This window comes from Skermania piniformis, assembly GCF_019285775.1.
Taxonomy (GTDB): domain Bacteria; phylum Actinomycetota; class Actinomycetes; order Mycobacteriales; family Mycobacteriaceae; genus Skermania; species Skermania pinensis.
Genome location: NZ_CP079105.1, coordinates 749,629 through 773,665 on the forward strand (window position 1 = coordinate 749,629; position 24,037 = coordinate 773,665).

General features: G+C 68.5%; 17 protein-coding genes. 16 read left to right on the top strand and 1 reads right to left on the bottom strand.

What is annotated here, in order from left to right; translation table 11 throughout:
• The first annotated feature begins 20 nt into the window (after positions 1-20).
• The 4 genes from KV203_RS03465 to KV203_RS03480 all read left to right on the top strand — a co-directional run bounded on the left by KV203_RS03465 (position 21) and on the right by KV203_RS03480 (position 9,788).
• The gene (locus KV203_RS03465) at positions 21-1,241 is read left to right on the top strand and encodes an ABC transporter ATP-binding protein (RefSeq protein ID WP_169797452.1); all 1,221 of its coding nucleotides are present in this window, start codon (positions 21-23) and stop codon (positions 1,239-1,241) included.
• Between the two features lie 422 nt (positions 1,242-1,663).
• Positions 1,664-5,173, top strand: a complete 3,510-nt coding sequence (rpoB, locus tag KV203_RS03470) for a DNA-directed RNA polymerase subunit beta (RefSeq protein ID WP_066467080.1) — start codon at positions 1,664-1,666, stop codon at positions 5,171-5,173.
• 95 nt (positions 5,174-5,268) lie between these two features.
• Entirely contained in the window at positions 5,269-9,222 is a 3,954-nt protein-coding gene (locus KV203_RS03475) for a DNA-directed RNA polymerase subunit beta' (protein ID WP_066466691.1), read from the top strand.
• A 113-nt stretch (positions 9,223-9,335) separates the two neighbouring features.
• A complete protein-coding gene (locus KV203_RS03480) occupies positions 9,336-9,788 on the top strand; it encodes a cold-shock protein (RefSeq protein ID WP_246600521.1) in 453 nt (150 codons plus the stop codon).
• A 9-nt stretch (positions 9,789-9,797) separates the two neighbouring features.
• Here the strand turns inward: KV203_RS03480 and KV203_RS03485 are convergent, their stop codons facing one another.
• A complete protein-coding gene (locus KV203_RS03485) occupies positions 9,798-10,268 on the bottom strand; it encodes a SixA phosphatase family protein (RefSeq protein WP_066466689.1) in 471 nt (156 codons plus the stop codon).
• 130 nt (positions 10,269-10,398) lie between these two features.
• Here KV203_RS03485 and KV203_RS03490 point away from each other — a divergent pair, with 130 nt between their 5' ends.
• From KV203_RS03490 to KV203_RS03545, 12 genes are all read left to right on the top strand, one after another.
• A complete protein-coding gene (locus tag KV203_RS03490; RefSeq protein WP_066466688.1) occupies positions 10,399-12,075 on the top strand; it encodes an FAD-dependent oxidoreductase in 1,677 nt (558 codons plus the stop codon).
• A 58-nt stretch (positions 12,076-12,133) separates the two neighbouring features.
• On the top strand, positions 12,134-13,114 hold the full coding sequence (locus KV203_RS03495) for an NADPH:quinone oxidoreductase family protein (RefSeq protein ID WP_066466687.1): 981 nt from the start codon (positions 12,134-12,136) through the stop codon (positions 13,112-13,114).
• Positions 13,115-13,237: 123 nt separating this feature from the next.
• Positions 13,238-14,251: a M8 family metallopeptidase gene (locus KV203_RS03500; protein ID WP_066466686.1), complete on the top strand. Its 1,014-nt coding sequence runs from the start codon at positions 13,238-13,240 to the stop codon at positions 14,249-14,251.
• Positions 14,252-14,282: 31 nt separating this feature from the next.
• Positions 14,283-15,074 (top strand): TIGR03084 family metal-binding protein, encoded by a 792-nt coding sequence (locus KV203_RS03505; protein ID WP_066466685.1) that lies wholly within the window; start codon positions 14,283-14,285, stop codon positions 15,072-15,074.
• Positions 15,071-16,783: an acyclic terpene utilization AtuA family protein gene (locus KV203_RS03510; RefSeq protein ID WP_066466684.1), complete on the top strand. Its 1,713-nt coding sequence runs from the start codon at positions 15,071-15,073 to the stop codon at positions 16,781-16,783. The genes KV203_RS03505 and KV203_RS03510 overlap by 4 nt, the downstream gene beginning before the upstream one ends.
• Complete coding sequence (locus tag KV203_RS03515; RefSeq protein ID WP_066466683.1) at positions 16,780-18,378, top strand: acyl-CoA carboxylase subunit beta; 1,599 nt, start codon at positions 16,780-16,782, stop codon at positions 18,376-18,378. The genes KV203_RS03510 and KV203_RS03515 overlap by 4 nt, the downstream gene beginning before the upstream one ends.
• A 7-nt stretch (positions 18,379-18,385) precedes the next feature.
• Positions 18,386-20,398, top strand: a complete 2,013-nt coding sequence (locus KV203_RS03520) for an ATP-binding protein (protein ID WP_066466682.1) — start codon at positions 18,386-18,388, stop codon at positions 20,396-20,398.
• Positions 20,395-20,898, top strand: coding sequence for an SRPBCC family protein (locus KV203_RS03525; protein WP_066466681.1), 504 nt, complete (start codon positions 20,395-20,397; stop codon positions 20,896-20,898). The genes KV203_RS03520 and KV203_RS03525 overlap by 4 nt, the downstream gene beginning before the upstream one ends.
• Before the next feature lie 5 nt (positions 20,899-20,903).
• Positions 20,904-22,088: an acyl-CoA dehydrogenase family protein gene (locus tag KV203_RS03530; RefSeq protein WP_066466680.1), complete on the top strand. Its 1,185-nt coding sequence runs from the start codon at positions 20,904-20,906 to the stop codon at positions 22,086-22,088.
• 13 nt (positions 22,089-22,101) lie between these two features.
• A complete protein-coding gene (locus KV203_RS03535; RefSeq protein WP_066466679.1) occupies positions 22,102-22,884 on the top strand; it encodes an enoyl-CoA hydratase family protein in 783 nt (260 codons plus the stop codon).
• The gene (locus KV203_RS03540) at positions 22,881-23,462 is read left to right on the top strand and encodes a TetR/AcrR family transcriptional regulator (protein WP_066466678.1); all 582 of its coding nucleotides are present in this window, start codon (positions 22,881-22,883) and stop codon (positions 23,460-23,462) included. The genes KV203_RS03535 and KV203_RS03540 overlap by 4 nt, the downstream gene beginning before the upstream one ends.
• Positions 23,463-23,514: 52 nt before the next feature.
• The gene (locus KV203_RS03545) at positions 23,515-24,030 is read left to right on the top strand and encodes a DUF3558 domain-containing protein (RefSeq protein ID WP_066467079.1); all 516 of its coding nucleotides are present in this window, start codon (positions 23,515-23,517) and stop codon (positions 24,028-24,030) included.
• Positions 24,031-24,037: the final 7 nt, after the last annotated feature.

Below are 24,037 nucleotides of genomic sequence, written 5' to 3' on the forward strand. Positions count from 1 at the left end.
ATGTAGTCGTGGAGGTGGACGTGGGCGTCGAGGTGCGGACCGAAGGAATTACGAAGTCCTTCGGACGACAGAACATCTGGCAGGATGTGACGCTTACCCTGCCGCCGGGCGAGATCAGCCTGATGGTCGGCCCTTCGGGTACCGGTAAGTCGGTGTTCCTGAAGTCGTTGATCGGGTTGCTGAAGCCGGAGCAGGGCCATATCTATATCGATGGTACGGATATCACCACCTGTTCGAACAAGGACTTGTACGACATCCGGAAGCTGTTCGGGGTGCTGTTCCAGGACGGCGCGCTCTTCGGCTCGATGGATCTGTTCGACAACACCGCGTTCCCACTGCGTGAGCACACGAAGAAGTCCGAGTCGGACATTCGCAAGATCGTGATGGAGAAGCTTGATCTGGTGGGTCTCGGCGGCGCCGAGAACAAGCTGCCCGGCGAGATCTCCGGCGGTATGCGCAAGCGTGCTGGGCTGGCCCGAGCCCTGGTGCTGGACCCGCAGATCATCCTGGTCGACGAGCCGGACTCCGGCCTCGACCCGGTCCGCACGACCTACATCAGCCAGCTCTTCCTCGACATCAACGCGCAGATCGACGCCACGTTCCTGATCGTGTCGCACAACATCAACCTGGCCCGCACCGTGCCGGACAACATCGGCATGCTGTTCCGGCGCCATCTGGTGATGTTCGGTCCCCGCGAGGTGTTGCTGACCAGCGAGGAGCCGGTGGTCAAGCAGTTCCTGAACGGTCGGATGATCGGCCCGATCGGCATGTCCGAGGAGAAGGACGAAGCCCAGATGGCGCAGGAGCAGGCGTTGGCCGATGCCGGCCACAACGTCGGTGGCGTCGAAGAGGTCGAGGGCATCGTCCCGCAGATGCAGGCGACCCCCGGTATGCCGTACCGGGAAGCGATCACCCGCCGGCAGAACCGGGTCCGGGAGATCCTGCACACCCTGCCGCCGGCGGCCCAGGCGGCGATCATCAAGGACATGGAAGACGTCGACGCCACGCAGCAGATCCCGGTGACTGCCGGTGCCGGCGGGAACTACGACACGTCTTACGAGCACAGCGCGGGCTACGAGTACGACCAGAACTACGCCCGATACGACCAGCCGCAGCACTACGACAACTCGTCGGCCCACGAGGGCGCGGCCGCAGATCGGTTCGAGGAGCCGCCGACGGCTCCCTACGAGCCGCAGCAGCGATACGAGGATCCGGACACCGGCCAGCATCGCCGGAACTGAGGTCGGTTCGGCCGCCGTTTCCCCGGGCTTGCTTGGAAAGCTCGGGGAAACGCGGCTCCGAAGCCTTGACGTGGCCGGGTCGACACGTCACCCTGAAGTAGACATGCGAGTTCGTGAGCAGCCAGAACGCCGTAGCGCGCCAGCCAGCGACGCTTCCGCGGGCCGATCGCGCCGGAGTCGATGATTCCTCCGGCGGAGATCTTTTTCGGCTTCTTACTTGACGGCGTCCATTCCGTCATGTAATTTTAGACTTTGCGCTGGCTGCATCCTGTCCATCTCTCGATCACACCGTCGGACCTGCACTTTCTCCCAAAGGTGCCTGCTGTTCGTAGTGCTCGGGTTTCGTTCCGGTCGTGACCAGCGGCAAGTCGAAGACTCTGAAGCAGGACAGCTGGCCGCGCGCCCAGTGTGGCCGGCGTGAGGTGCTGGAAGGACGCATCTTGGCAGTCTCCACCCAGACAAACGCCACCGACCGTAAGTCCGGGATTCCCGGAGCCCCCAGGCGGGTCTCGTTCGCAAAGATCCGCGAACCGTTGGAAGTCCCCGGACTTCTGGATCTGCAAACCGATTCCTTCGAGTGGCTGGTCGGAACGCCCCAGTGGCGGGAACGGGCCGCAGCCCGGGGGGAGACCGAGGTGATCGGCGGCCTGGAGGAGATCCTGGCCGAGCTGTCGCCGATCGAGGACTTCTCCGGCTCGATGTCGCTGTCGTTTTCCGATCCACGCTTCGACGAGGTCAAGGCCTCGGTCGAGGAGTGCAAGGACAAGGACATGACCTACGCGGCGCCGCTGTTCGTCACCGCGGAGTTCATCAACAACAACACCGGCGAGATCAAGAGCCAGACGGTCTTCATGGGTGACTTCCCGATGATGACCGACAAGGGCACCTTCATCATCAACGGCACCGAGCGGGTCGTGGTATCACAGCTGGTCCGCTCGCCCGGCGTGTATTTCGACCACTCGGTCGACAAGACCACCGAAAAGGACCTGCACAGCGTCAAGGTGATCCCGGGCCGGGGCGCCTGGCTGGAGTTCGACGTCGACAAGCGGGACACGGTCGGCGTCCGGATCGACCGCAAACGGCGGCAGCCGGTCACCGTGCTGCTCAAGGCGCTCGGCTGGAGCACCGAGCAGATCACCGAGCGGTTCGGCTTCTCCGAGATCATGATGACCACGCTGGAGAAGGACAACGCCGCCGGTACCGACGAGGCGCTGCTGGACATCTACCGCAAGCTGCGGCCGGGGGAGCCGCCGACCAAGGAGTCGGCCCAGACCCTGCTGGAGAACCTGTTCTTCAAGGAGAAGCGGTACGACCTGGCTCGGGTCGGCCGATACAAGATCAATAAGAAGCTCGGCCTGCACGTCGGCGAGCCGATCACCTCCTCGGTGCTCACCGAAGAGGACATCGTCGCGACCATCGAGTACCTGGTGCGATTGCATGCCGGCGAGCGGGCGATGACCGCGCCGGGCGGGACCGAGGTGCCGGTCGAGGTCGACGACATCGACCACTTCGGCAACCGCCGGCTGCGCACGGTCGGCGAACTGATTCAGAACCAGCTGCGGGTCGGTCTTTCCCGGATGGAGCGCGTGGTCCGGGAACGGATGACCACCCAGGACGTCGAGGCGATCACCCCGCAGACCCTGATCAACATCCGCCCGATCACGGCGGCGATCCGGGAGTTCTTCGGCACCTCGCAGCTGTCGCAGTTCATGGACCAGAACAACCCGTTGTCCGGCCTCACGCACAAGCGGCGGCTGTCGGCGTTGGGTCCGGGCGGTCTGTCCCGGGAGCGGGCCGGGCTCGAGGTGCGCGACGTGCACCACAGCCACTACGGCCGGATGTGCCCGATCGAGACGCCGGAAGGCCCGAACATCGGGCTGATCGGGTCGCTGTCGGTGTACGCCCGGGTGAATCCGTTCGGTTTCATCGAGACCCCGTATCGCAAGGTCGAGGCCGGTCGGGTGACCGACCAGGTGGATTATCTGACTGCCGACGAAGAGGATCGTTTCGTCGTCGCGCAGGCCAATTCGGTGGTCGATGCCGAGGGCAACTTCACCGACGCCCGGGTGCTGGTCCGACGCAAGGGCGGCGACGCCGAGCTGGTGCCGGCAAGCGAGGTCGACTACATCGACGTGTCGCCGCGGCAGATGGTCTCGGTGGCCACCGCGATGATCCCGTTCCTCGAGCACGACGACGCCAACCGCGCCCTGATGGGCGCGAACATGCAGCGTCAGGCGGTGCCGCTGGTTCGCTCGGAGGCCCCGCTGGTGGGTACCGGGATGGAGCTGCGGGCCGCGGTGGACGCCGGCGACGTGGTGGTCAATCACAAGGCCGGCGTGGTCGAGGAGGTCTCGGCCGACTACGTCACCGTGATGGCCGACGACGGCACCCGGGAGAGCTACCGGATGCGCAAGTTCGCCCGGTCCAACCAGGGCACCTGCGCGAACCAGCGGCCGATCGTGGACGAGGGGCAGCGGGTCGAGACGGGTCAGGTGCTCGCCGACGGGCCGTGTACCGAGAACGGCGAGATGGCGCTCGGCAAGAACTTGCTGGTTGCGATCATGCCGTGGGAGGGCCACAACTACGAGGACGCGATCATCCTCTCCCAGCGGTTGGTCGAGGAGGACGTGCTCACCTCGATCCACATCGAGGAGCACGAGATCGATGCGCGCGACACCAAGCTGGGCGCCGAGGAGATCACCCGGGACATCCCGAACGTCTCCGACGAGGTTCTCGCCGACCTGGACGAGCGCGGCATCGTCCGGATCGGGGCCGAGGTTCGTGACGGCGACGTGCTGGTCGGCAAGGTCACCCCGAAGGGCGAGACCGAGCTGACTCCGGAGGAGCGGCTGCTGCGCGCGATCTTCGGGGAGAAGGCCCGCGAGGTCCGCGACACGTCGTTGAAGGTGCCGCACGGTGAGTCCGGCAAGGTGATCGGCATCCGGGTGTTCTCCCGCGACGACGACGACGATCTGTCGCCCGGGGTGAACGAGCTGGTCCGGGTGTACGTGGCGCAGAAGCGCAAGATCCAGGACGGCGATAAGCTGGCCGGTCGGCACGGCAACAAGGGCGTTATCGGCAAGATCCTCCCGCAGGAGGACATGCCGTTCATGCCCGACGGCACGCCGGTCGACATCATCCTGAACACCCACGGTGTGCCGCGCCGAATGAACATCGGCCAGATCCTGGAGACCCACCTGGGCTGGATCGGCAAGGCCGGCTGGCAGGTTCCCGACGCGGACGGTCTGCCGGACTGGGCGGCGAACCTGCCGGAGGAGATGCTGGCGGCGCCGCCGGACAGCAACATCGCCACCCCGGTGTTCGACGGTGCCCGGGAGGAGGAGTTGACCGGTCTGCTCGGGTCGACCCTGCCCAACCGGGACGGCGAGGTAATGGTCGGCGCCGACGGTAAGGCAACGCTGTTCGACGGGCGTTCCGGAGAGCCGTTCCCGTACCCGGTCTCGGTCGGCTACATGTACATCATCAAGCTGCACCACCTGGTGGACGACAAGATCCACGCTCGCTCCACCGGGCCGTACTCGATGATCACCCAGCAGCCGCTCGGCGGTAAGGCACAGTTCGGTGGTCAGCGGTTCGGTGAGATGGAGTGCTGGGCGATGCAGGCCTACGGCGCTGCGTACACCCTGCAGGAGCTGCTCACCATCAAGTCCGACGACGTGGTCGGCCGGGTGAAGGTGTACGAGGCGATCGTCAAGGGCGAGAACATCCCGGAGCCGGGAATTCCGGAGTCGTTCAAGGTGTTGCTGAAGGAACTGCAATCGCTGTGCCTCAATGTCGAGGTGTTGTCCTCGGACGGCGCAGCGATCGAGCTGCGCGAAGGCGAGGACGAAGACCTCGAGCGCGCAGCGGCCAACCTCGGCATCAATCTCTCCCGCAACGAATCCGCGACCGTCGACGACCTGTCCGGTTAGCCGTGGCGGGTCCGGGCACGGGTTTCCGTGCCCGGACCCGGCCGCACACGTGATCAGCTTGCAAGACCAACCCATATGGGAAAGGAAGTTACGACGTGCTGGACGTCAACTTCTTCGATGAGCTCCGGATCGGCCTGGCCACTGCGGAGGACATTCGCCAGTGGTCGTACGGCGAAGTGAAGAAGCCGGAGACCATCAACTACCGCACGCTCAAGCCGGAGAAGGACGGCTTGTTCTGCGAGAAGATCTTCGGTCCCACCCGGGACTGGGAATGTTACTGCGGCAAGTACAAGCGCGTCCGCTTCAAGGGCATCATCTGCGAACGGTGTGGCGTCGAGGTGACGCGCGCCAAGGTGCGCCGGGAGCGGATGGGCCACATCGAGCTGGCCGCGCCGGTCACCCACATCTGGTACTTCAAGGGTGTCCCGAGCCGGCTCGGCTACCTGTTGGACCTGGCGCCGAAGGATCTCGAGAAGATCATCTACTTCGCTGCCTACGTGATCACGGCGGTCGACGACGAGCAGCGGCACAACGAGCTGTCCACGCTCGAGGCCGAGATGGGCGTCGAGAAGAAGGGCGTCGCCGACCAGCGCGACGCCGATCTGGAAGCCCGGGCACAGAAGCTCGAGGCCGATCTGGCCGAGCTGGAGGCCGAGGGCGCCAAGTCCGACGTCCGGCGCAAGGTCAAGGACGGCGGCGAGCGCGAGATGCGTCAGCTGCGCGACCGGGCGCAGCGTGAGCTGGACCGGCTCGACGAGATCTGGACCACCTTCACCAAGCTCGCGCCGAAGCAGTTGATCGTGGACGAGATGCTGTACCGCGAACTGCAGGACCGCTACGGCGAGTACTTCACCGGCGCGATGGGCGCCGAGGCGATCCAGAAGCTGATGCAGAGCTTCGACATCGACGCCGAGGCCGAGATCCTGCGCGAGACCATCCGCAGCGGCAAGGGGCAGAAGAAGCTGCGCGCGCTGAAGCGACTGAAGGTCGTCGCGGCGTTCCAGCAGTCCGGTAACTCGCCGATGGGCATGGTCCTCGACGCGGTCCCGGTGATCCCGCCGGAACTGCGGCCGATGGTGCAGCTCGACGGCGGTCGGTTCGCCACCTCGGACCTCAACGACCTGTACCGCCGGGTGATCAACCGGAACAACCGGCTGAAGCGGCTGATCGATCTCGGTGCGCCCGAGATCATCGTGAACAACGAGAAGCGCATGCTGCAGGAGTCGGTGGACGCGCTGTTCGACAACGGCAGGCGTGGCCGTCCGGTGACCGGTCCCGGCAATCGTCCGCTCAAGTCGCTGTCCGATCTGCTCAAGGGCAAGCAGGGCCGGTTCCGGCAGAACCTGCTCGGCAAGCGGGTCGACTACTCCGGTCGTTCGGTCATCGTGGTCGGTCCGCAGCTGAAGCTGCATCAGTGTGGTCTGCCCAAGCTGATGGCGCTGGAGCTGTTCAAACCGTTCGTGATGAAGCGGCTGGTCGATCTGAACCACGCCCAGAACATCAAATCCGCCAAGCGGATGGTCGAGCGGCAACGCCCGCAGGTGTGGGACGTGCTGGAAGAGGTCATCGCCGAGCATCCGGTGTTGCTGAACCGGGCGCCGACGCTGCACCGCCTCGGCATCCAGGCATTCGAGCCGCAGCTGGTCGAGGGTAAGGCGATCCAGCTGCACCCGCTGGTCTGCGAGGCGTTCAACGCCGACTTCGACGGTGACCAGATGGCGGTGCACCTGCCGCTGTCGGCCGAGGCCCAGGCCGAGGCCCGGGTGTTGATGCTGTCGTCGAACAACATCCTGTCCCCGGCGTCGGGTCGGCCGTTGGCCATGCCCCGCCTGGACATGGTGACCGGCCTGTATCACCTGACCCGGTTGGAAGAGAACGCCGCCGGGGCCTACCAGGCAGCGGACGGGGAGTCGCCCGAACGCGGGGTGTACTCCTCGACGGCCGAAGCGATCATGGCGGCGGATCGGGGTGCGCTGTCGGTCCGGGCACCGATCAAGATCCGGCTCACCGAGCAGCGGCCGCCGCGCGAGCTGGAGGAGGAGCTGTTCCCGGACGGCTGGTTGCGCGGCGACGCCTGGATCACCGCGACGACGCTCGGTCGGGTGCTGTTCAACGAGCTGCTGCCGGCGGACTACCCGTACGTCAACGAGCAGATGCCGAAGAAGCGGCAGGCCACCATCGTCAACGATCTGGCCGAGCGGTACCCGATGATCGTGGTAGCGCAGACCGTCGACAAGCTGAAGGACGCCGGCTTCTACTGGGCGACCCGATCCGGCGTGACGGTCTCGATGTCCGACGTGCTGGTGCCGCCGGAGAAGGCCGAGATCATGGAGCGCTACGAGGCGCAGTCCGACCAGATCGAGAAGAAGTACCAGCGTGGTGCGCTCGATCACCAGGAGCGCAACAACGCGCTGGTGAAGATCTGGCAGGAAGCGACCGAAGAGGTCGGCCGAGCGCTGCGGGCGCACTACCCGCCGGAGAACCCGATCATCACGATCGTCGATTCGGGTGCGACCGGTAACTTCACCCAGACCCGCACGCTGGCCGGGATGAAGGGGCTGGTGACCAACCCGAAGGGTGAGTTCATCCCGCGGCCGATCAAGTCGTCGTTCCGCGAAGGCCTGACGGTGTTGGAGTACTTCATCAACACCCACGGTGCCCGGAAGGGTTTGGCCGACACCGCGCTGCGGACCGCCGACTCGGGTTACCTGACCCGACGACTGGTCGACGTCTCGCAGGACGTGATCGTGCGCGAGCACGACTGCGGTACCGAGCGCGGGATCACGACGCATATCGCGGAGCGGCAGCCGGACGGCACGCTGATTCGCGACCCGCACGTGGAGACCAGCACCTACGCCCGCACGCTGGCGGCCGACGCGCTCGACGCCGCCGGCAACGTGGTGGTACCGCGGGGCGCCGACCTGGGTGATCCGGCGATCGATGCGTTGCTCGCGGCGGGGATCACCGAGGTCAAGGTCCGGTCGGTGCTCACCTGCGTCACCGGCACCGGGGTCTGCGCTACCTGCTACGGCCGCTCGATGGCCACCGGCAAGCTGGTGGACATCGGTGAGGCGGTCGGCATCGTGGCCGCGCAGTCGATCGGCGAGCCGGGTACCCAGCTGACCATGCGTACCTTCCACCAGGGTGGTGTGGCCGGCGACGACATCACCGGCGGTCTGCCCCGGGTGCAGGAGCTCTTCGAGGCTCGGGTGCCGAAGGGCAAGGCGCCGATCGCGGACGTGTCGGGTCGGGTCCGGCTGGAGGACGACGACCGGTTCTACAAGATCACCATCATTCCGGACGACGGCGGTGAGGAGGTCGTGTACGACAAGCTCTCCAAGCGGCAGCGGTTGCGCGTGTTCAAGCACGACGACGGCACCGAACGACTGCTGTCCGACGGCGATCATGTCGAGGTGGGTCAGCAGCTGCTGGAAGGCTCGGCCGACCCGCACGAGGTGTTGCGCGTGATGGGGCCGCGACAGGTGCAGGTGCATCTGGTCAACGAGGTGCAGGAGGTGTACCGCAGCCAGGGTGTGTCGATCCACGACAAGCACATCGAGGTGATCGTGCGCCAGATGCTGCGTCGGGTCACGATCATCGATTCGGGTTCGACCGAGTTCCTGCCCGGTTCGCTGACCGAGCGTTCCGAGTTCGAGGCGGCCAACCGTCGAGTCGTTGCCGAGGGCGGCGAGCCGGCGGCCGGACGTCCGGTGCTGATGGGTATCACCAAGGCCAGCTTGGCGACCGATTCGTGGCTGTCTGCGGCGTCGTTCCAGGAGACCACCCGGGTGCTGACCGATGCGGCGATCAACTGCCGCAGCGACAAGCTGGTCGGACTCAAGGAAAACGTGATCATCGGAAAGTTGATCCCGGCCGGCACCGGGATCAACCGGTATCGCAATATCCAGGTGAATCCGACAGAGGAGGCGCGGGCCGCGGCTTATGCGGTGCCGGCCTACGACGATCAGTACTACACGCCGGACGGCTTCGGTCAGGGCACCGGCGCGGCGGTTCCGTTGGACGATTACGGGTTCAGCGAGTTCCGGTAGCCGGCGACCGGTATCGGGCCACCCACCGGTGGGTGGCCCGATACCGCCGTAGCGGATGTGGTGGCCTCGACGGGGTCGAGGACGAGTTTCGAGGGATGAATACAGTGGTGACTGTGGCAGAGACATGGGAGACGGGGCGGATCGTTCGATTCGACCACGAGCGGGGATACGGATTCATCGCGCCGGAGTCCGGCGGTGAGGATCTGTTCGTCCACACCAACGATTTGTTGTTCGAGAAGGCGCTGGCCCGGCCGGGGATCGAGGTGCGGTTCCGCGCCGAGGATTCCGATCGGGGCGGGAAAGCCACCGACGTGGAGCTACGGGTGCGCGACGCGGCACCCCGTGAAGCGATCCGGATGGCGCCCGCGGCGCCGGTGGCTGCGGTGTCACCGGCGGCCGTGTCCGCCGGTGACGGCGCATCGGACATCCTGACCGAGCCGGAGTTCCTCGCGGAGGTGACCGAAGTGCTGCTGAACAGCTCGAGCGAGCTGCGGGCGGGTCAGATGCTGGAGATTCGGACCCGGCTGCTGCGGCTCGCCGACGAGCACGGCTGGATCGGCGACTGACCGGTCGGGTCAGCGCGGTACGTGGAAGTCGGTCAGCGTGCCCAGGCCGGTATCGACATCGGCCCAGGCGCAGTCGAAGCTGAGTACGGCCAGCGCCGACGTCGGAAACTTGGCCTGGATCGCCGTCGCCGCCGACGAATCGCGGTTGTAGCTGAGTTCGGCCGCCGTCCACGGCATGCCGGGGGCGTGGCCGACGATCAGCAGCGTGGTGACGTCGGCGTCGGCGGCGCGGATCAGCTCGATCAGATCCGTCGGCGACGCCTCGTAGATCCGGTTCTCGTAGTCGACCGACGCATCGATACCGGTGGCGGCGAGCGTTTCCCGGGTGCGGGTCGCGGTGGAGCAGAGCACTGCGTCGACCGGCGGACGGCTGTCCTGCAGCCAGGCGCCGGCCAGCGCGGCTTCCCGCCGGCCGCGCTCCGAAAGCGGGCGTTCGTGATCGGCAACTCCAGGTGGATACGCAGATTTGCCGTGTCGCATGAGGATCAGAGTCCGTCCGGGCACAATCCGAGAGTAACGGCGTGCTGCCGAGCTGGCAGCCGACTGGATCGGAACACGTTCTATTCTTAGCCGGTTACCTCTCAGGTCGTCGAATGTGCGAGGCGGAGCAATGGCGTATGTGATCACCCAGCGGTGCTGCAACGATGCGAGCTGCATTGCCGAGTGCCCGGTCGACTGCATCCGGCCCTCGCCCGGCCAGCCGGAGTTCGCCACCGCGGAGATGTTGCATATCGATCCGGACACCTGTATCGATTGCGGCGCCTGCGTGGACGCGTGCCCGGTGGAGGCGATCTTCTCCGAGGACGATCTGACTGCCTCGCTGGCGCGGTTCCGCGATATCAATGCGGCCTGGTTCGAGCGGCATCCGTTGGAGCCGGATCTGGCACCGTTGCGGCTTCCGCCGCGTCCGCCGAAGTCGCTCGGCACGCTTCGGGTGGCGATCGTCGGCGCCGGTCCGGCGGCCTGCTACGCGGCCGAGGAGCTGCTGTCCCGGGCCGACGTCGAGATCGAGATGCTGGATCGACTGCCGACGCCCTGGGGGCTGATCCGGGCGGGTGTGGCGCCCGATCATGCCGGGACCAAAGGGGTCGCGAACATGTTCGAATCGGTGTTCCGGCGGGACAACCTGCAGTTCTATCTCAACGTCCGGGTCGGCGAGCACGTATCGCACCAGGAGCTGATGGCTCACCACCACGCGGTGATCTACGCGGTCGGCGCCACCGCCGATCGCCGGCTCGACGTGCCGGGCGAAGATCTGCCCGGATCGGTGTCCGCGACCGAGTTCGTCGCCTGGTACAACGGTCACCCCGATTTCGCCGAGCGCACCTTCGACCTGTCCGGCGAACGCGCGGTGATCGTCGGCAACGGCAACGTCGCCCTCGACGTCGCCCGAATCCTGGTCGCCGACCCGGATCAGCTGGCAACGACCGACATCGCCGACCACGCCCTGGCCGCGCTGCGGGAAAGCACCATCCGTGAGGTCGTGGTGCTCGGCCGGCGCGGACCGGCGCAGGCGGCGTATTCGTCGTCGGAGTTTCTGGCGCTCGGTCATCTGCCCGGGATCGATGTCGTGGTGGACCCGGCCGATGTGGTGTTGGACCCGGCGAGCGCGGCCGCCCTGGAAGATCCGGACATCGAGCCCGCGCTTCGGCTGAAGATGAACCTCGCTCGCGAGTATGCCGAACGGGGCACCTCGGGCGACGCGTCGCGAAAGCGGATCGTGTTCCGCTATCGGGTCTCGCCGACCGAACTGCAGGGGACCGATCGGGTGACCGCGATCGAGTTGAGTCACAACGAGCTGCTGGCAGCGGACGGCGCGATCGTGGCCCGGCCGACCGGGCAGACCGAGACGCTGACGACCGGTCTGGTGCTGCGGTCGGTCGGCTACCACGGTCGGGCGCTGCCGGACCTGCCGTTCGACGAGCGCCGTGGTGTCGTGCCGAACGAGGCGGGCCGGGTGGTCGGTCCGGACGGTGCACCGGTGCCCGGGGTGTACGTATCCGGCTGGATCAAGCGCGGCCCGCGGGGCGTGATCGGTTCGAACAAGGTCGACGCGAAGGAGACGGTCGAGCTGCTGCTGGCCGACTTCCAGTCCGGGATGCTGACGGCGCAGCCCGCGACCCGGTCCGATCTGGGCAAGCTGCTCGCCGCACGGCAACCCGATCTGATCGACCGGGAAGGCTGGCGGGCGATCGACGCGGCGGAGAAGCAGGCCGGCAAGCTCGCCGGACGACCCCGGGTGAAGTTCACCGACGTCGCCGCCGCGGTCGCCGCCGCGCGCCGCTGACGAAACAAGCCCGAGCGGTTCGTGGGCTCAGTTGGTTTTGGATGGAGTGTGAGCGCCGATGCGCGCAGTACAGGTCAACAAGCTGGACGGACCGGACGCGGTCGAACTCGTCGAGATCGACGAGCCGGCCTCCTACGACAGCCTGGTACTGGTCGATGTGTATGCGGCGGGGGTGGCGTTCCCGGACGCGTTGCTCACCCGCGGCCGGTACCAGATCAAGCCGGAGATCCCGTTCGTCCCGGGCAGTGAGGTTGCCGGGGTGGTCCGGTGGGCGCCGCCCGACGCCGGCGTGGCGGCGGGCGACCGGGTGGCCGGGCTGGCCGTGCTCGGCGGCGGGATGGCCGAGGTCGCCGCGCTGGTCCCCGGCACGGTCTTCCGGCTCCCCGACTCGGTCTCGTTGACGGCCGGCGCCGGGCTGCTGTTCAACGATCTGACCGTGCAGTTCGCCCTCGCCGACCGGGGCCGGTTGGCCGCCGGCGAGACGGTTCTGGTGCACGGCGCGGCCGGCGGGATCGGTACCGCCACGTTGCGGCTGGCTCCGGCGTTGGGGGCGGCTCGGACGATCGCGGTGGTGAGCACCGAGGCGAAGGCGGAGATCGCTCGCGCCGCCGGCGCCACCGACGTCGTGTTGTCCGACGGCTGGTTGACCGCCGTCAAGGAACTGACCGCGGGTAAGGGCGTCGACATCGTGCTCGACCCGGTCGGCGGCGACCGGTTCACCGACAGCATCCGTTCCCTGGCGCCGGCCGGCCGGTTGCTGGTGGTCGGCTTCACCGGCGGTGAGATTCCGACGGTACGGGTGAACCGGCTGCTGCTGCGCAACGTCGAGGTGGTCGGCGTCGGTTGGGGTGAGTGGGCGCGGACTCACCCGGACTACCTCGCGCGGCAGTGGGCCGCGTACGAGCCGTTGCTGGCCTCGGGTGCGATCTCCGCGCCGGAGCCGGTCACCTATCCGTTGGCCGAGGCCGGCGCGGCCATCGCGTCGCTGGAGAACCGGACCGCCGCCGGCAAGGTCGTGCTCGTCGTGCGCGACGAATAGCGCGCCGCGCGCGGATATCCGCGCGCGGCGTGTCATTTCGCGCGCAACGCACAGGCGACAATCCGTCCACAACCGGGGATCTCGGCCGGCGGCGCGGGGACGTGCGTCGCCGACGATGGAGCGATGACCGCCGAACCGTTACACCGCCGGACCGCGCTCGCCGCCGGTTACACCGACGCCGAGCTGCGCCGTTGTTACCGGTCGCCGGGCTGGACGCGGTTGCGTGCGGGCAGTTACCTGCCACCCGGCGATATCGACGCGGAGCGGCGGCACCGCCTGCTGGCTGCCGCGACGCTGCCCGGGTTGGCGGCCGGATCGGTGCTCAGCCATCAGTCCGCGCTGATCTGGCACGGCCTGCCGACCTGGAATGTCCCGCTCGATCGAGTGCACGTCACTCGGGATCAGGCGGCGGGCGGCCGGCGAACCCGTCTGCTGCACGTGCATTGCGCGCCGCTGCCCGCCGCCGCGGTGATCGCCGGGGCCGATCCGGCGGTCTGCACGCCGGCGCGGGCGGTGGCCGATCTGGCACGCACCGTCGATTTCGAGCAAGCGGTGGTGACCGGCGACGCCACGTTGCGCGCCCGTTTGTGCGATTCCCCGGACTTGCGCACCGCGGCCGCCTACGCCACCAACCGCCCTGGTCATCGAGCGGCGCTGCGCGTGTTCGAGTTTCTCGACCCGCGCAGCGAGAGCGTGGGGGAGTCGCGCAGTCGAGTGTTGCTGCATCGACTCGACGTTCCTCCGCCACAGCTCCAGTCCGAGATCCGGGACGAGCACGGCCGATTGGTGGGTCGGGTCGATTTCTGCTGGGCCGGTTCGGGGGTCGTCGGCGAGTTCGACGGCCGGGTCAAGTACGGCCGGCTGTCGCGACCGGGACAGACCGCCGGCGACGTGGTCTTCCAGGAGAAGGTCCGCGAGGATCGGCTGCGCGACCTGGGTTGGGTCGTGGTCCGCTGGACCTGGGCCGACCTCGACCGACCAGAGGCGGTACGCGAGCGACTGCACCGTGCGTTCGCGAGGCCGCACCCCACCCGGGGCACGGTGCTGCGCGCGGAATTGCCTGCCGCGCGCGGCGTAACGCGCGCGGGAGACGAGAAACCGCGCGGGGGCCTACGGCAAACAAGCAAGCGTGCTTGATTTTTCTGGCGGGCGATGTGATGCTGGCGATATGGCCGATCTTGCTGCGGTGCTCGCCGACCTGACCGCCGAGGGGGACGACCTGGACGGCCTGATCGCGGACCTCGGTTCGGCCGACTGGCGTCGAGACACCCCGGCGCCGGGTTGGCCGATATCGCATCAGATATCGCATCTGACGTGGACCGACGAGGCATCGCTGCTCGCGATCGAGAACCCGGACGCCTTCGCCGGCCGAGTGTCGGCGGCGTTGGCCGACCCGGCCGGATTCGTCGACGCGGGCGCCGCCGAACTCGCCCTGGTACCGCAGGCCGAGTTGCTGGATCGCTGGCGGACCGGGCGGCGTCGGCTGGTCGAGGCGCTGGCCGCGGTTCCGGCCGGGGCGAAGATCGCCTGGTTCGGGCCGCCGATGGGCGCGGTGTCGATGGCCACCGCGCGGATCATGGAGACCTGGGCGCACGGCGAGGACGTCGCCGATGCGTTGGATGTGACCCGGACGCCGACCGACCGGCTCCGCAACATCGCCCACCTGGGGGTGCGCACCCGCGACTTCGCCTTTGCGGTCCACCGCCGGCCGCCGCCGGCCGAAGAGTTCCGGGTGGAACTGACCGGGCCCGCGGGCGACCGGTGGACCTGGGGTCCGGTGGACGCCGATCAGCGGCTCAGTGGTCCGGCACTGGACTTCTGCCGGCTGGTCACCCAACGCTCGCACCCCGACGACCTCGCGCTGGTACCGCACGGTGCCGACGTCACCGATTGGCTGACGATCGCGCAGGCGTTCGCCGGGCTGCCCGGCGCCGGCCGCAAGCCGAAAGGACAGCAATGACGGTGACATCGGTCCGGATCGGTAACTGCTCCGGCTTCTACGGCGACCGGTTCGCCGCGATGCGCGAGATGCTCGACGGCGGTGAACTCGACTACCTCACCGGTGACTACCTCGCCGAACTGACCATGCTGATCCTCGGCCGAGACCGGACGAAAGATCCGCAACTCGGGTACGCGAAGACGTTCCTGCGCCAGTTGGAGGAGTCGCTCGGCCTCGCGATCGATCGCGGGGTGCGGATCGTCGCGAACGCCGGCGGGCTCAACCCGGCCGGCCTCGCGGAACGGATTCGCGAACTGGCCGACCGTCTCGGACTGACCGTCGCGGTCGGCCATGTCGAGGGGGACGACCTGATCGGTCGCGCCGCGGAGCTGGATCTGGGTACTCCGCTGACCGCCAACGCCTACCTCGGCGCCTGGGGCATCGTCGAATGCCTGAACGCGGGCGCCGACGTCGTGGTCACCGGCCGGGTCACCGACGCATCGGTGATCGTCGGCCCGGCCGCCGCCCACTTCGGCTGGGCGCGCACCGACTACGACCGACTGGCCGGTGCGGTCGTCGCCGGGCATGTGATCGAGTGCGGCACCCAGGCCACCGGCGGCAACTACAGCTTCTTCACCGAGATCGCCGATCCGGTCCGCCTCGGGTTTCCGATCGCCGAGATCGCCGCGGACGGATCGTCGGTGATCACCAAACATCCCGGCACCGGCGGTGCGGTCGGCGTCGGCACGGTGACCGCCCAGCTGCTCTACGAGATCACCGGCGGCCGCTACGCCGGACCCGACGTGACCGCCCGGATCGACACCGTCGAGCTCGCCCCGGCGGGCCCCGACCGGGTGCAGATCAGCGGAGTGCGTGGCGAACCGCCGCCGCCGACCTCGAAGGTGTCGCTGAACTCGCTGGGCGGGTTTCGCAATGTGGTCGAGGTGATCCTCACCGGCCTGGACATCGACGCCAAGGCGCGGCTGTTCCGCACCCAGCTGGAGGCCGAACTGACCCGCAAGCCGGCCGAGCTGAACTGGGAGCTGGCCCGCACCGACCATGCCGATGCGGACACCGAGGAGGCGGCGAGTGCGACTCTGCGCTGCACCGTGCGCGACCCCGACCCGGCGGTGGTGGGCCGCGGGTTCAGCGCGGCCGCGGTCGAGCTGGCGCTGGCGAGCTATCCCGGCTTCACGCTGACCGCGCCGCCCGGCAACGGCCAGCCGTACGGCGTCTTCACGGCGGGGTATGTCGCCGCCGAGCTGATACCGCACACCGCGGTGCTGCCGGACGGTGCGCGGGTTGCGATCCCGCCGGCCGCCGATTCGCTCGTGCCGGCGCCGCTCCCGGAGCCGGCGGTACCCGATCCGCCGCCGGCCGGGGAAACCCGTCGGGTTCCGCTCGGCACGATCGCCGGCGCGCGCAGCGGGGACAAAGGCGGCTCGGCGAATGTCGGCGTGTGGGTGCACGGCGACGCCGAATTCGCCTGGCTGGTACATACGCTCACCGTCGAGGAGCTGCGCCGGCTGCTGCCGGAGACGGCCGATCTGCCGGTGACCCGGTATGTGCTGCCCCGGCTGCGGGCGGTCAACTTCGTGATCGACGGCATCCTCGGCCAGGGGGTCGCGTCGGCCGCCCGGTTCGATCCGCAAGCCAAGGGGCTCGGCGAGTGGCTGCGATCCCGGCACGTCGAGATCCCGGTCTCGTTATCGGAAGGAGCAGGCAGATGACCGTCTTGTCCTCGGTTCTCGATCCGACGTCGGCGGACTACGCCGCGGCCGGCGAGGCGATGATCGGAAAGCTCGCCGAACTCGACGCCGAACAGGCCAAAGCGGTCGCCGGCGGCGGTCCGCGCTACGTCGAGCGCCATCACCGCCGAGACAAGCTGCTGGCCCGGGAACGGATCGAGCTGCTGATCGACCCGGACTCGCCGTTTCTGGAGCTGTCCCCACTGGCGGGTTGGGGCAGCCAATTCCACGTCGGCGCTTCCACCGTGACCGGGATCGGCGTGGTGTGCGGGGTCGAATGCCTGATCATCGCCAGCGACCCGACCGTCAAGGGCGGCACCAGCAATCCGTGGACCTTGCGTAAAACCTTGCGGGCCAACGAGATAGCCAAGTCGAATCGGCTGCCGATCATCGGCTTGATCGAGTCCGGCGGCGCGGATCTGCCGACGCAGAAGGAAGTCTTCATTCCCGGTGGCGCGATGTTCCGCGACCTCACCCAGGCGTCGGCGGCCGGTATCCCGACGATCGCGTTGGTGTTCGGTAATTCCACCGCGGGCGGCGCCTACGTCCCCGGGATGTCCGACCACGTGGTGATGATCAAGGAACGGTCGAAGGTGTTCCTGGCCGGACCCCCGCTGGTCAAGATGGCCACCGGCGAAGAGTCCGACGACGAGTCGCTGGGCGGCGCAGACATGCATGCTCGACGGTCCGGGCTGGCCGACTACTACGCGCTGGACGAGCAGGATGCGATCCGGATCGGCCGACAGATCGTGGCCCGGCTGAACTGGCGCAAGCAGGGCCCGGCCCCACGCGCCGAGGTACGGCCACCCCGGTACGCCGCCGAGGAGTTGCTCGGGATCGTGCCCGCCGACCTGAAGGTCCCGTTCGACCCGCGTGAGGTGATCGCCCGGATCGTGGACGGCTCGGAGTTCGACGAGTTCAAAGCGCGCTACGGGTCCAGCCTGGTCACCGGCTGGGCCGAGCTGCACGGCTACCCGATCGGCATCCTGGCCAACGCCCGCGGGGTGCTGTTCAGCGCGGAGGCGCAGAAGGCGACCCAGTTCATCCAGCTGGCCAACCGGTCGAACACGCCGCTGTTGTTCCTGCACAACACGACCGGCTACATGGTCGGCCGGGAGTACGAGGAAGGCGGAATGATCAAGCACGGCGCGATGATGATCAACGCTGTGGCCAATTCCACCGTCCCGCACATCTCCGTGCTCGTCGGCGCCTCCTACGGGGCCGGGCACTACGGAATGTGCGGTCGGGCCTTCAATCCGCGGTTCCTGTTCGCTTGGCCGAGCGCCAAATCCGCGGTGATGGGCGGCGCCCAGCTGGCCGGGGTGATCTCGATCGTCGCCAAAGCCGCCGCGGAGGCGCGTGGGCAGGCGTTCGACGAACAGGCCGACGCCGGCATGCGGGCGATGGTGGAGAACCAGATCGAGGCCGAATCGGTGCCGATGTTCCTGTCCGGGATGCTCTACGACGACGGCATCATCGACCCGCGCGACACCCGTACCGTGCTCGGCCTGTGTCTGTCCGCGATCGCCAACGCCCCGGTCGAGGGTACCGACCGCTTCGGCGTCTTCCGGATGTGAGGAACCGATGACCCAGATCACCTCGGCACCTGTCACCTCGGTGCTCGTGGCCAACCGGGGCGAGATCGCCCGCCGGGTATTCGCCACCTGCCGCCGGCTCGGCATCGGTACCGTCGCCGTCTTCTCCGACGCCGACGCCGACTCCCCGCATGTGGCCGAGGCCGACGCCGCGGTCCGGTTGCCCGGTGCCGCCCCCGCCGAGACCTATCTGCGTGGCGACCTGGTCGTTGCCGCCGCGCTGGCGGCCGGCGCCGACGCGATCCATCCGGGGTACGGGTTCCTCTCCGAGAACGCCGCGTTCGCCGAGCAGGTGCGGGCAGCCGGGCTCACCTGGATCGGTCCGCCGCCCGAGTCGATCGCGATGATGGGCTCCAAGGTCGAGTCGAAGAAGCTGATGGATGCGGCCGGGGTGCCGGTCCTGGCCGAACTCGACCCGGCCGCGGTGAGCGAGGCCGACCTGCCGGTGTTGGTGAAGGCCTCGGCCGGCGGCGGCGGCCGCGGGATGCGGATCGTCGAGCAGCTCGACCGGCTGACCGACGAGGTGGCGGCGGCACAACGCGAGGCAGCGTCGGCGTTCGGTGACCCGACGGTGTTCTGCGAGCGCTACCTGCCGACCGGCCGGCACATCGAGGTGCAGGTGATGGCGGACCGGCACGGCACGGTGTGGGCGGTCGGCGAGCGGGAGTGCTCGATCCAGCGGCGCCATCAGAAAGTGGTCGAGGAAGCGCCGTCTCCGCTGGTCGAGCGGGTGCCGGGAATGCGGGAGCGACTCTTCGAAGCGGCCCGACTGGCCACCACCGCCATCGCCTACGAGGGCGCGGGCACGGTCGAGTTTCTTGCCGACGACCGGGGTGGCTTCTACTTCCTCGAGATGAACACCCGGCTGCAGGTGGAGCATCCGGTCACCGAGAACACCACCGGCCTCGACCTGGTGGAGCTGCAGCTGCAGGTCGCGGCCGGCGGGGTATTGCCGGCCGAACCGCCTGCGTCGCAGGGGTACTCGATCGAGGTGCGGCTCTACGCCGAGGACCCGGCGCACGACTGGCGACCGCAGAGCGGCCCGGTGCACCACATCGCGGTGCCGGGCGCGGTCGAGTTCGATGTGCTCACCCGGGCCGGGCTGCGGCTCGATTCGGGGGTGGTGGACGGCTCGGTCGTCACCACCTACTACGACCCGATGCTGGCCAAGGTCATCTCGTTCGCGCCGACCCGGGACCAGGCCGCACAGATTCTCGCGACCGCGTTGCAGCGTGCCGAGATCCACGGCATCCGGACGAACCGGGACCTGCTGGTGCGGGTGCTGCGGCATCCGGCCTTCCGCGCCGGCGAGACCGATACCTCGTTCTTCGACCGACACGGCCTGGCCGAGTTGTCCGCGCCGATCGCCACCCCGCGAACCGAGGAACTGTCCGCGCTCGCCGCCGCGCTCGCCGACGCCGCGGCGAACCGGGCCGCCGCGGTGGTGGACCACGGTCTGCCCAGCGGTTGGCGCAACGTGGTATCGGCGCCGATCCGCAAGCGATACAGCGGTGCCGCCGAGCACACGATCGAGTACCGGCTCACCCGGAACGGGTCGTTGGTGGCCGAGCAGTTCCCGGACGTGCTGCTGGTCGAATCGACACCTGCGGCGGTCGTGCTGGAGCGCGACGGCGTACGGACACGATTCGCGGTCCGCCGGTACGACGACCGGGTCGAGGTGGATTCGTCGGCGGGGCCGGTGACCCTGATCGCCGCGCCGCGGTTCGTCGATCCGGCCACGGCGGTTGCCGAAGGGTCGCTGCTGGCGCCGATGCCGGGCTCGATCATCCGCGTCGGTGCGGCGGTCGGCGACACGGTGCGTAAGGGCCGGCCGATCCTGTGGCTGGAGGCGATGAAGATGGAACACGCGGTCGCGGCACCCGTCGACGGTGTGGTGGTCGAGCTACCGGTACGTGCCGGTCAGCAGGTCGATGTCGGAGCGGTACTGGCGGTGGTCGAGGCCGTCGACGTGCCGCCGACGGATGAGGAGGCGCCGGAGTGAACCGGGAATGGCAGGTCAGTGACTCGGTGGTGGTGGTGGGGGTGGACCCGCTGACCGCCTACGAGAACATCAGCGACGTCACTCGGATGGCGCGATGGAGCCCGGAGAACACCGGGGCGACCGTGCCGGAGCCGGGCGCCCCGGCGGTGGTCGGGATGCGCTTCACCGGCACCAACCGGCGTGGCCCGGTGCTGCGCTGGGTGACCGAATCTGTGGTGACCGCGGCCGATCCGGGGGAGCGGTTTGCCTGGGCGGTACGCCGATACGGGTTCGGCCGACCGCTGGTCCCGGTCGCGATCGCGAGCTGGGAGTATCGGTTCGAGGCGGTGCCCGGCGGCACCCGGATCACCGAGATCTGGACCGACGACCGGCGGAGCTGGCCGGACCCGGTTGCTGCGGTGTTCGATCGGATCGCCACGCGCCGAAGCGGATTCGCCGAGTTCCAGCGCGGCAACATCCGACGCACGCTGGACCGGTTGCACGCAGATCTGGGGCGGTGACAGTCATGATCGAGAGCGGTTTCATCGAAAGCGACGAGCGCAAGCAGCTCCGCACGGCTGTGGCCGAGCTCGCGGCCGGTTACGGACCGGATTACGTTCGCCAGCAGGTGAAAGCGGGTCAGCCGCTGCGCGAGCTGTGGGCCGAAGCCGGCCGGCTCGGCTTCATCGGGGTGAACATCCCGGAGGAGTACGGCGGCGGCGGCGCCGGCATCTACGAGTTGTCGCTGGTGATGGAGGAATTCTCGGCGCAGAGCGCCGGGATGCTGATGATGGTGGTGTCGCCGGCAATCGTCGGCACGATCGTCAGCCGGTTCGGTACCGACGAGCAGAAGCGGCGCTGGCTGCCCGGGATCGCCGACGGCAGTGCGTCGATCGCGTTCGGGATCACCGAGCCGGACGCCGGTTCCAACTCGCACCGGATCACCACCACCGCACGCCGCGACGGTGGCGACTGGATTCTGAACGGCCGCAAGGTGTACATCTCGGCGGTCGACGAGGCCGCGGCGGTGCTCGTCGTGGGCCGCACCGAAGATGCGAAGACCGGCAAGCTGAAACCCGCGCTGTTCGTCGTCCCGACCGACACGCCCGGCTTCGAGTATGTGCCGATCGAGATGGATCTGCAGATCCCGGACAAGCAGTTCTCGCTGTTCATCGACGATGTTCGGCTGCCGGGCGACGCGCTCGTCGGAGCCGAGGCGAGCGAAGCGACGGGGGACGGGGCGCTGCTGCAGCTGTTCGCCGGGCTCAATCCGGAGCGGATCATGGGGGCGGCTTCGGCGGTCGGAATGGGCCGGTACGCCCTGCGCCGGGCGGCGGAATACGCCAAGCAGCGCACGGTCTGGAAGACACCGATCGGCGCCCATCAAGGCATCGCGCACCCGCTGGCGAAGAACCGGATCGAGCTCGAGCTGGCCAAGCTGATGATGCAGAAAGCGGCGACGCTCTACGACACCGGCGACGACTGGGGTGCTGCCGAGTCGGCAAACATGGCCAAGTACGCCGCCGGCGAGGCTGCGGTCAGCGCCGTGGACAACGCCGTGCACACGCTCGGCGGCAACGGGCTGACCGCCGAGTACGGGCTGGCGCCGCTGCTGAACGCCTCCCGGATCGCCCGGGTCGCGCCGGTCAGCCGGGAGATGATCCTCAATTTCGTCGCACAGGCCGGACTCGGTCTGCCGAAGTCGTACTGAGGGCGGATCGCTGATGGCTGAGCAATTGGTCCGTTACGCCACCGATGCGGGTTTCGCGACGGTCACGCTGGACTCGCCGAAAAACCGGAACGCGATCTCGCTGCAGTTGCTCGCCGAGTTGCGTGCGGCGCTGGCCGCTGCCGCCGCCGATCCGGACGTACGGGCGGTGGTGCTGACCCACACCGGCACCACCTTCAGCGCCGGGGCCGACCTGTCCGAGGCCGGCCGGACCGGCACCGACCCGGCTGAACTGCTGGCCCGCAGTGCCCGGGACATGGCCGCGTTGTTGCGGGAGATCGTCGCGCACCCGAAGCCGATCGTGGCCGAGGTGAACGGCAACGTCCGGGCCGGCGGGATGGGCATCGTGGCCGCCTGCGACATTGCGGTCGCCGGGCCGACCAGCACGTTCGGCCTGACCGAAGCCCGGCTGGGCGTGGCCATCGCGATCATCTCGCTGACCGTGCTGCACCGGATGGATGCCCGCGCAGCCGGTCGGTACGTGCTGACCAGCGAGATCTTCGGCCCGGCCGAAGCGCAGGCGACCGGTCTGATCACGATGGTCGCCGAGCACCCGGAGAGCGCGGTTCGGGCGCTGCTGGCCGAGCTCGGCAAGCAGTCACCGCAGGGGCTGGCCGAGTCGAAACGGGTGTTGGCCCGCGACCTGCTCGACGCGTTCGATCGGCACGCGGACGAGCTTTGCGATACCTCGGCCCGGCTGTTCGCCACCGACGAAGCGCGCGAGGGGATCACCGCGATGTTCCAGCGCCGCCCGGCCCGCTGGGTGCTGTCGGGGTGAACGAGCCCAAGCAGGACCGGAGCCGGGCCACCCGGTTGCGGCTGCTGGCGGCGGCGATCGACACCCTCGCCGAGCAGGGCTGGACGGCCACGACGGTGGGCCTGGTCGCGACCCGCGCCGGGGTATCGCGCGGTGCCGCGCAGCATCACTTCCCGACCCGGGAAGAGCTGATCACCGCTGCGCTGGACCACATGTTCGACCGGCGGATGGCCGAGGTCCGCGAGCAGGCGGGCCGGACCGGGCCGTTGTCCACCGAGCAGGTGGTCGAACGGATCGTCGACTGCTATACCGGCACGATGTTCAAGGCGGCCCTGCAGGTCTGGACGGCCGCGGCCGCCGATCCCGAGCTGCGGGCACGCATCCTGCCGCTGGAGGAGCGGTTCGGCCGTACGGCGCACCGGGTGGTGGTCGAGCAGTTGGGCGTGGACGACGCCGATCTGCGGGTGCGCGGCTTGGTGCAGGCCACCCTGGATCTGGCGCGCGGACTGGGCCTGGCGGATGTGTTGCACGACGATTCGAAGCGACGCCGGGCGGTGGTCGCGGCTTGGGCGGCGCAGTTGGAGGCGGCGCTTCGGTAGAGTTCGGCGTGTGCGATGCAAGCGCAACCGGCTGCGACGAACGTGGGTCGCCATGACCCTCGTTGCACTCACCGTGACCGCCGCGCTCGCCGGCGGCTGCAGCCGCAGCGACGAGGGCGGCGACGATCCGGCGTCCAGCGCGGCTGCCGGGCCGAGTTCGCCGGCGCCGCTCGGCCCGTTCTTCGGCGAGTGCGGGTCGGTCAGCGACGACGAGGTGCGGTCCGCGTTCGCCGTGTCCGCTCTGCCGATGGTCTGGCGAAATTCGGTCGGGTGCGTTTGGGAGGCGGCCGGCCCGACCGGGCCGAGCGTGTCGTTCTCCTGGTATCGCGGGAGCCCGATCGGCCGGGAGGCGGCGGGCTCGGGGTTGATCGGGCGGCCGGCGGAGCAGATCGAGATAGCCGGGCATTCCGGATTCATGGGCCAGGCCGATGGCTTGTGTGAGATCGGCGTCCAGTACGACCAGGACTTCTTTCACTGGTCGGTCACCTACGGGGCCCTTCCGTCGCTCGCGCCGCCGTGCGATGTGGCCCGTAAGCTGGCCGAACTGACCGCATCGAGGACCAAGTGACATCGAG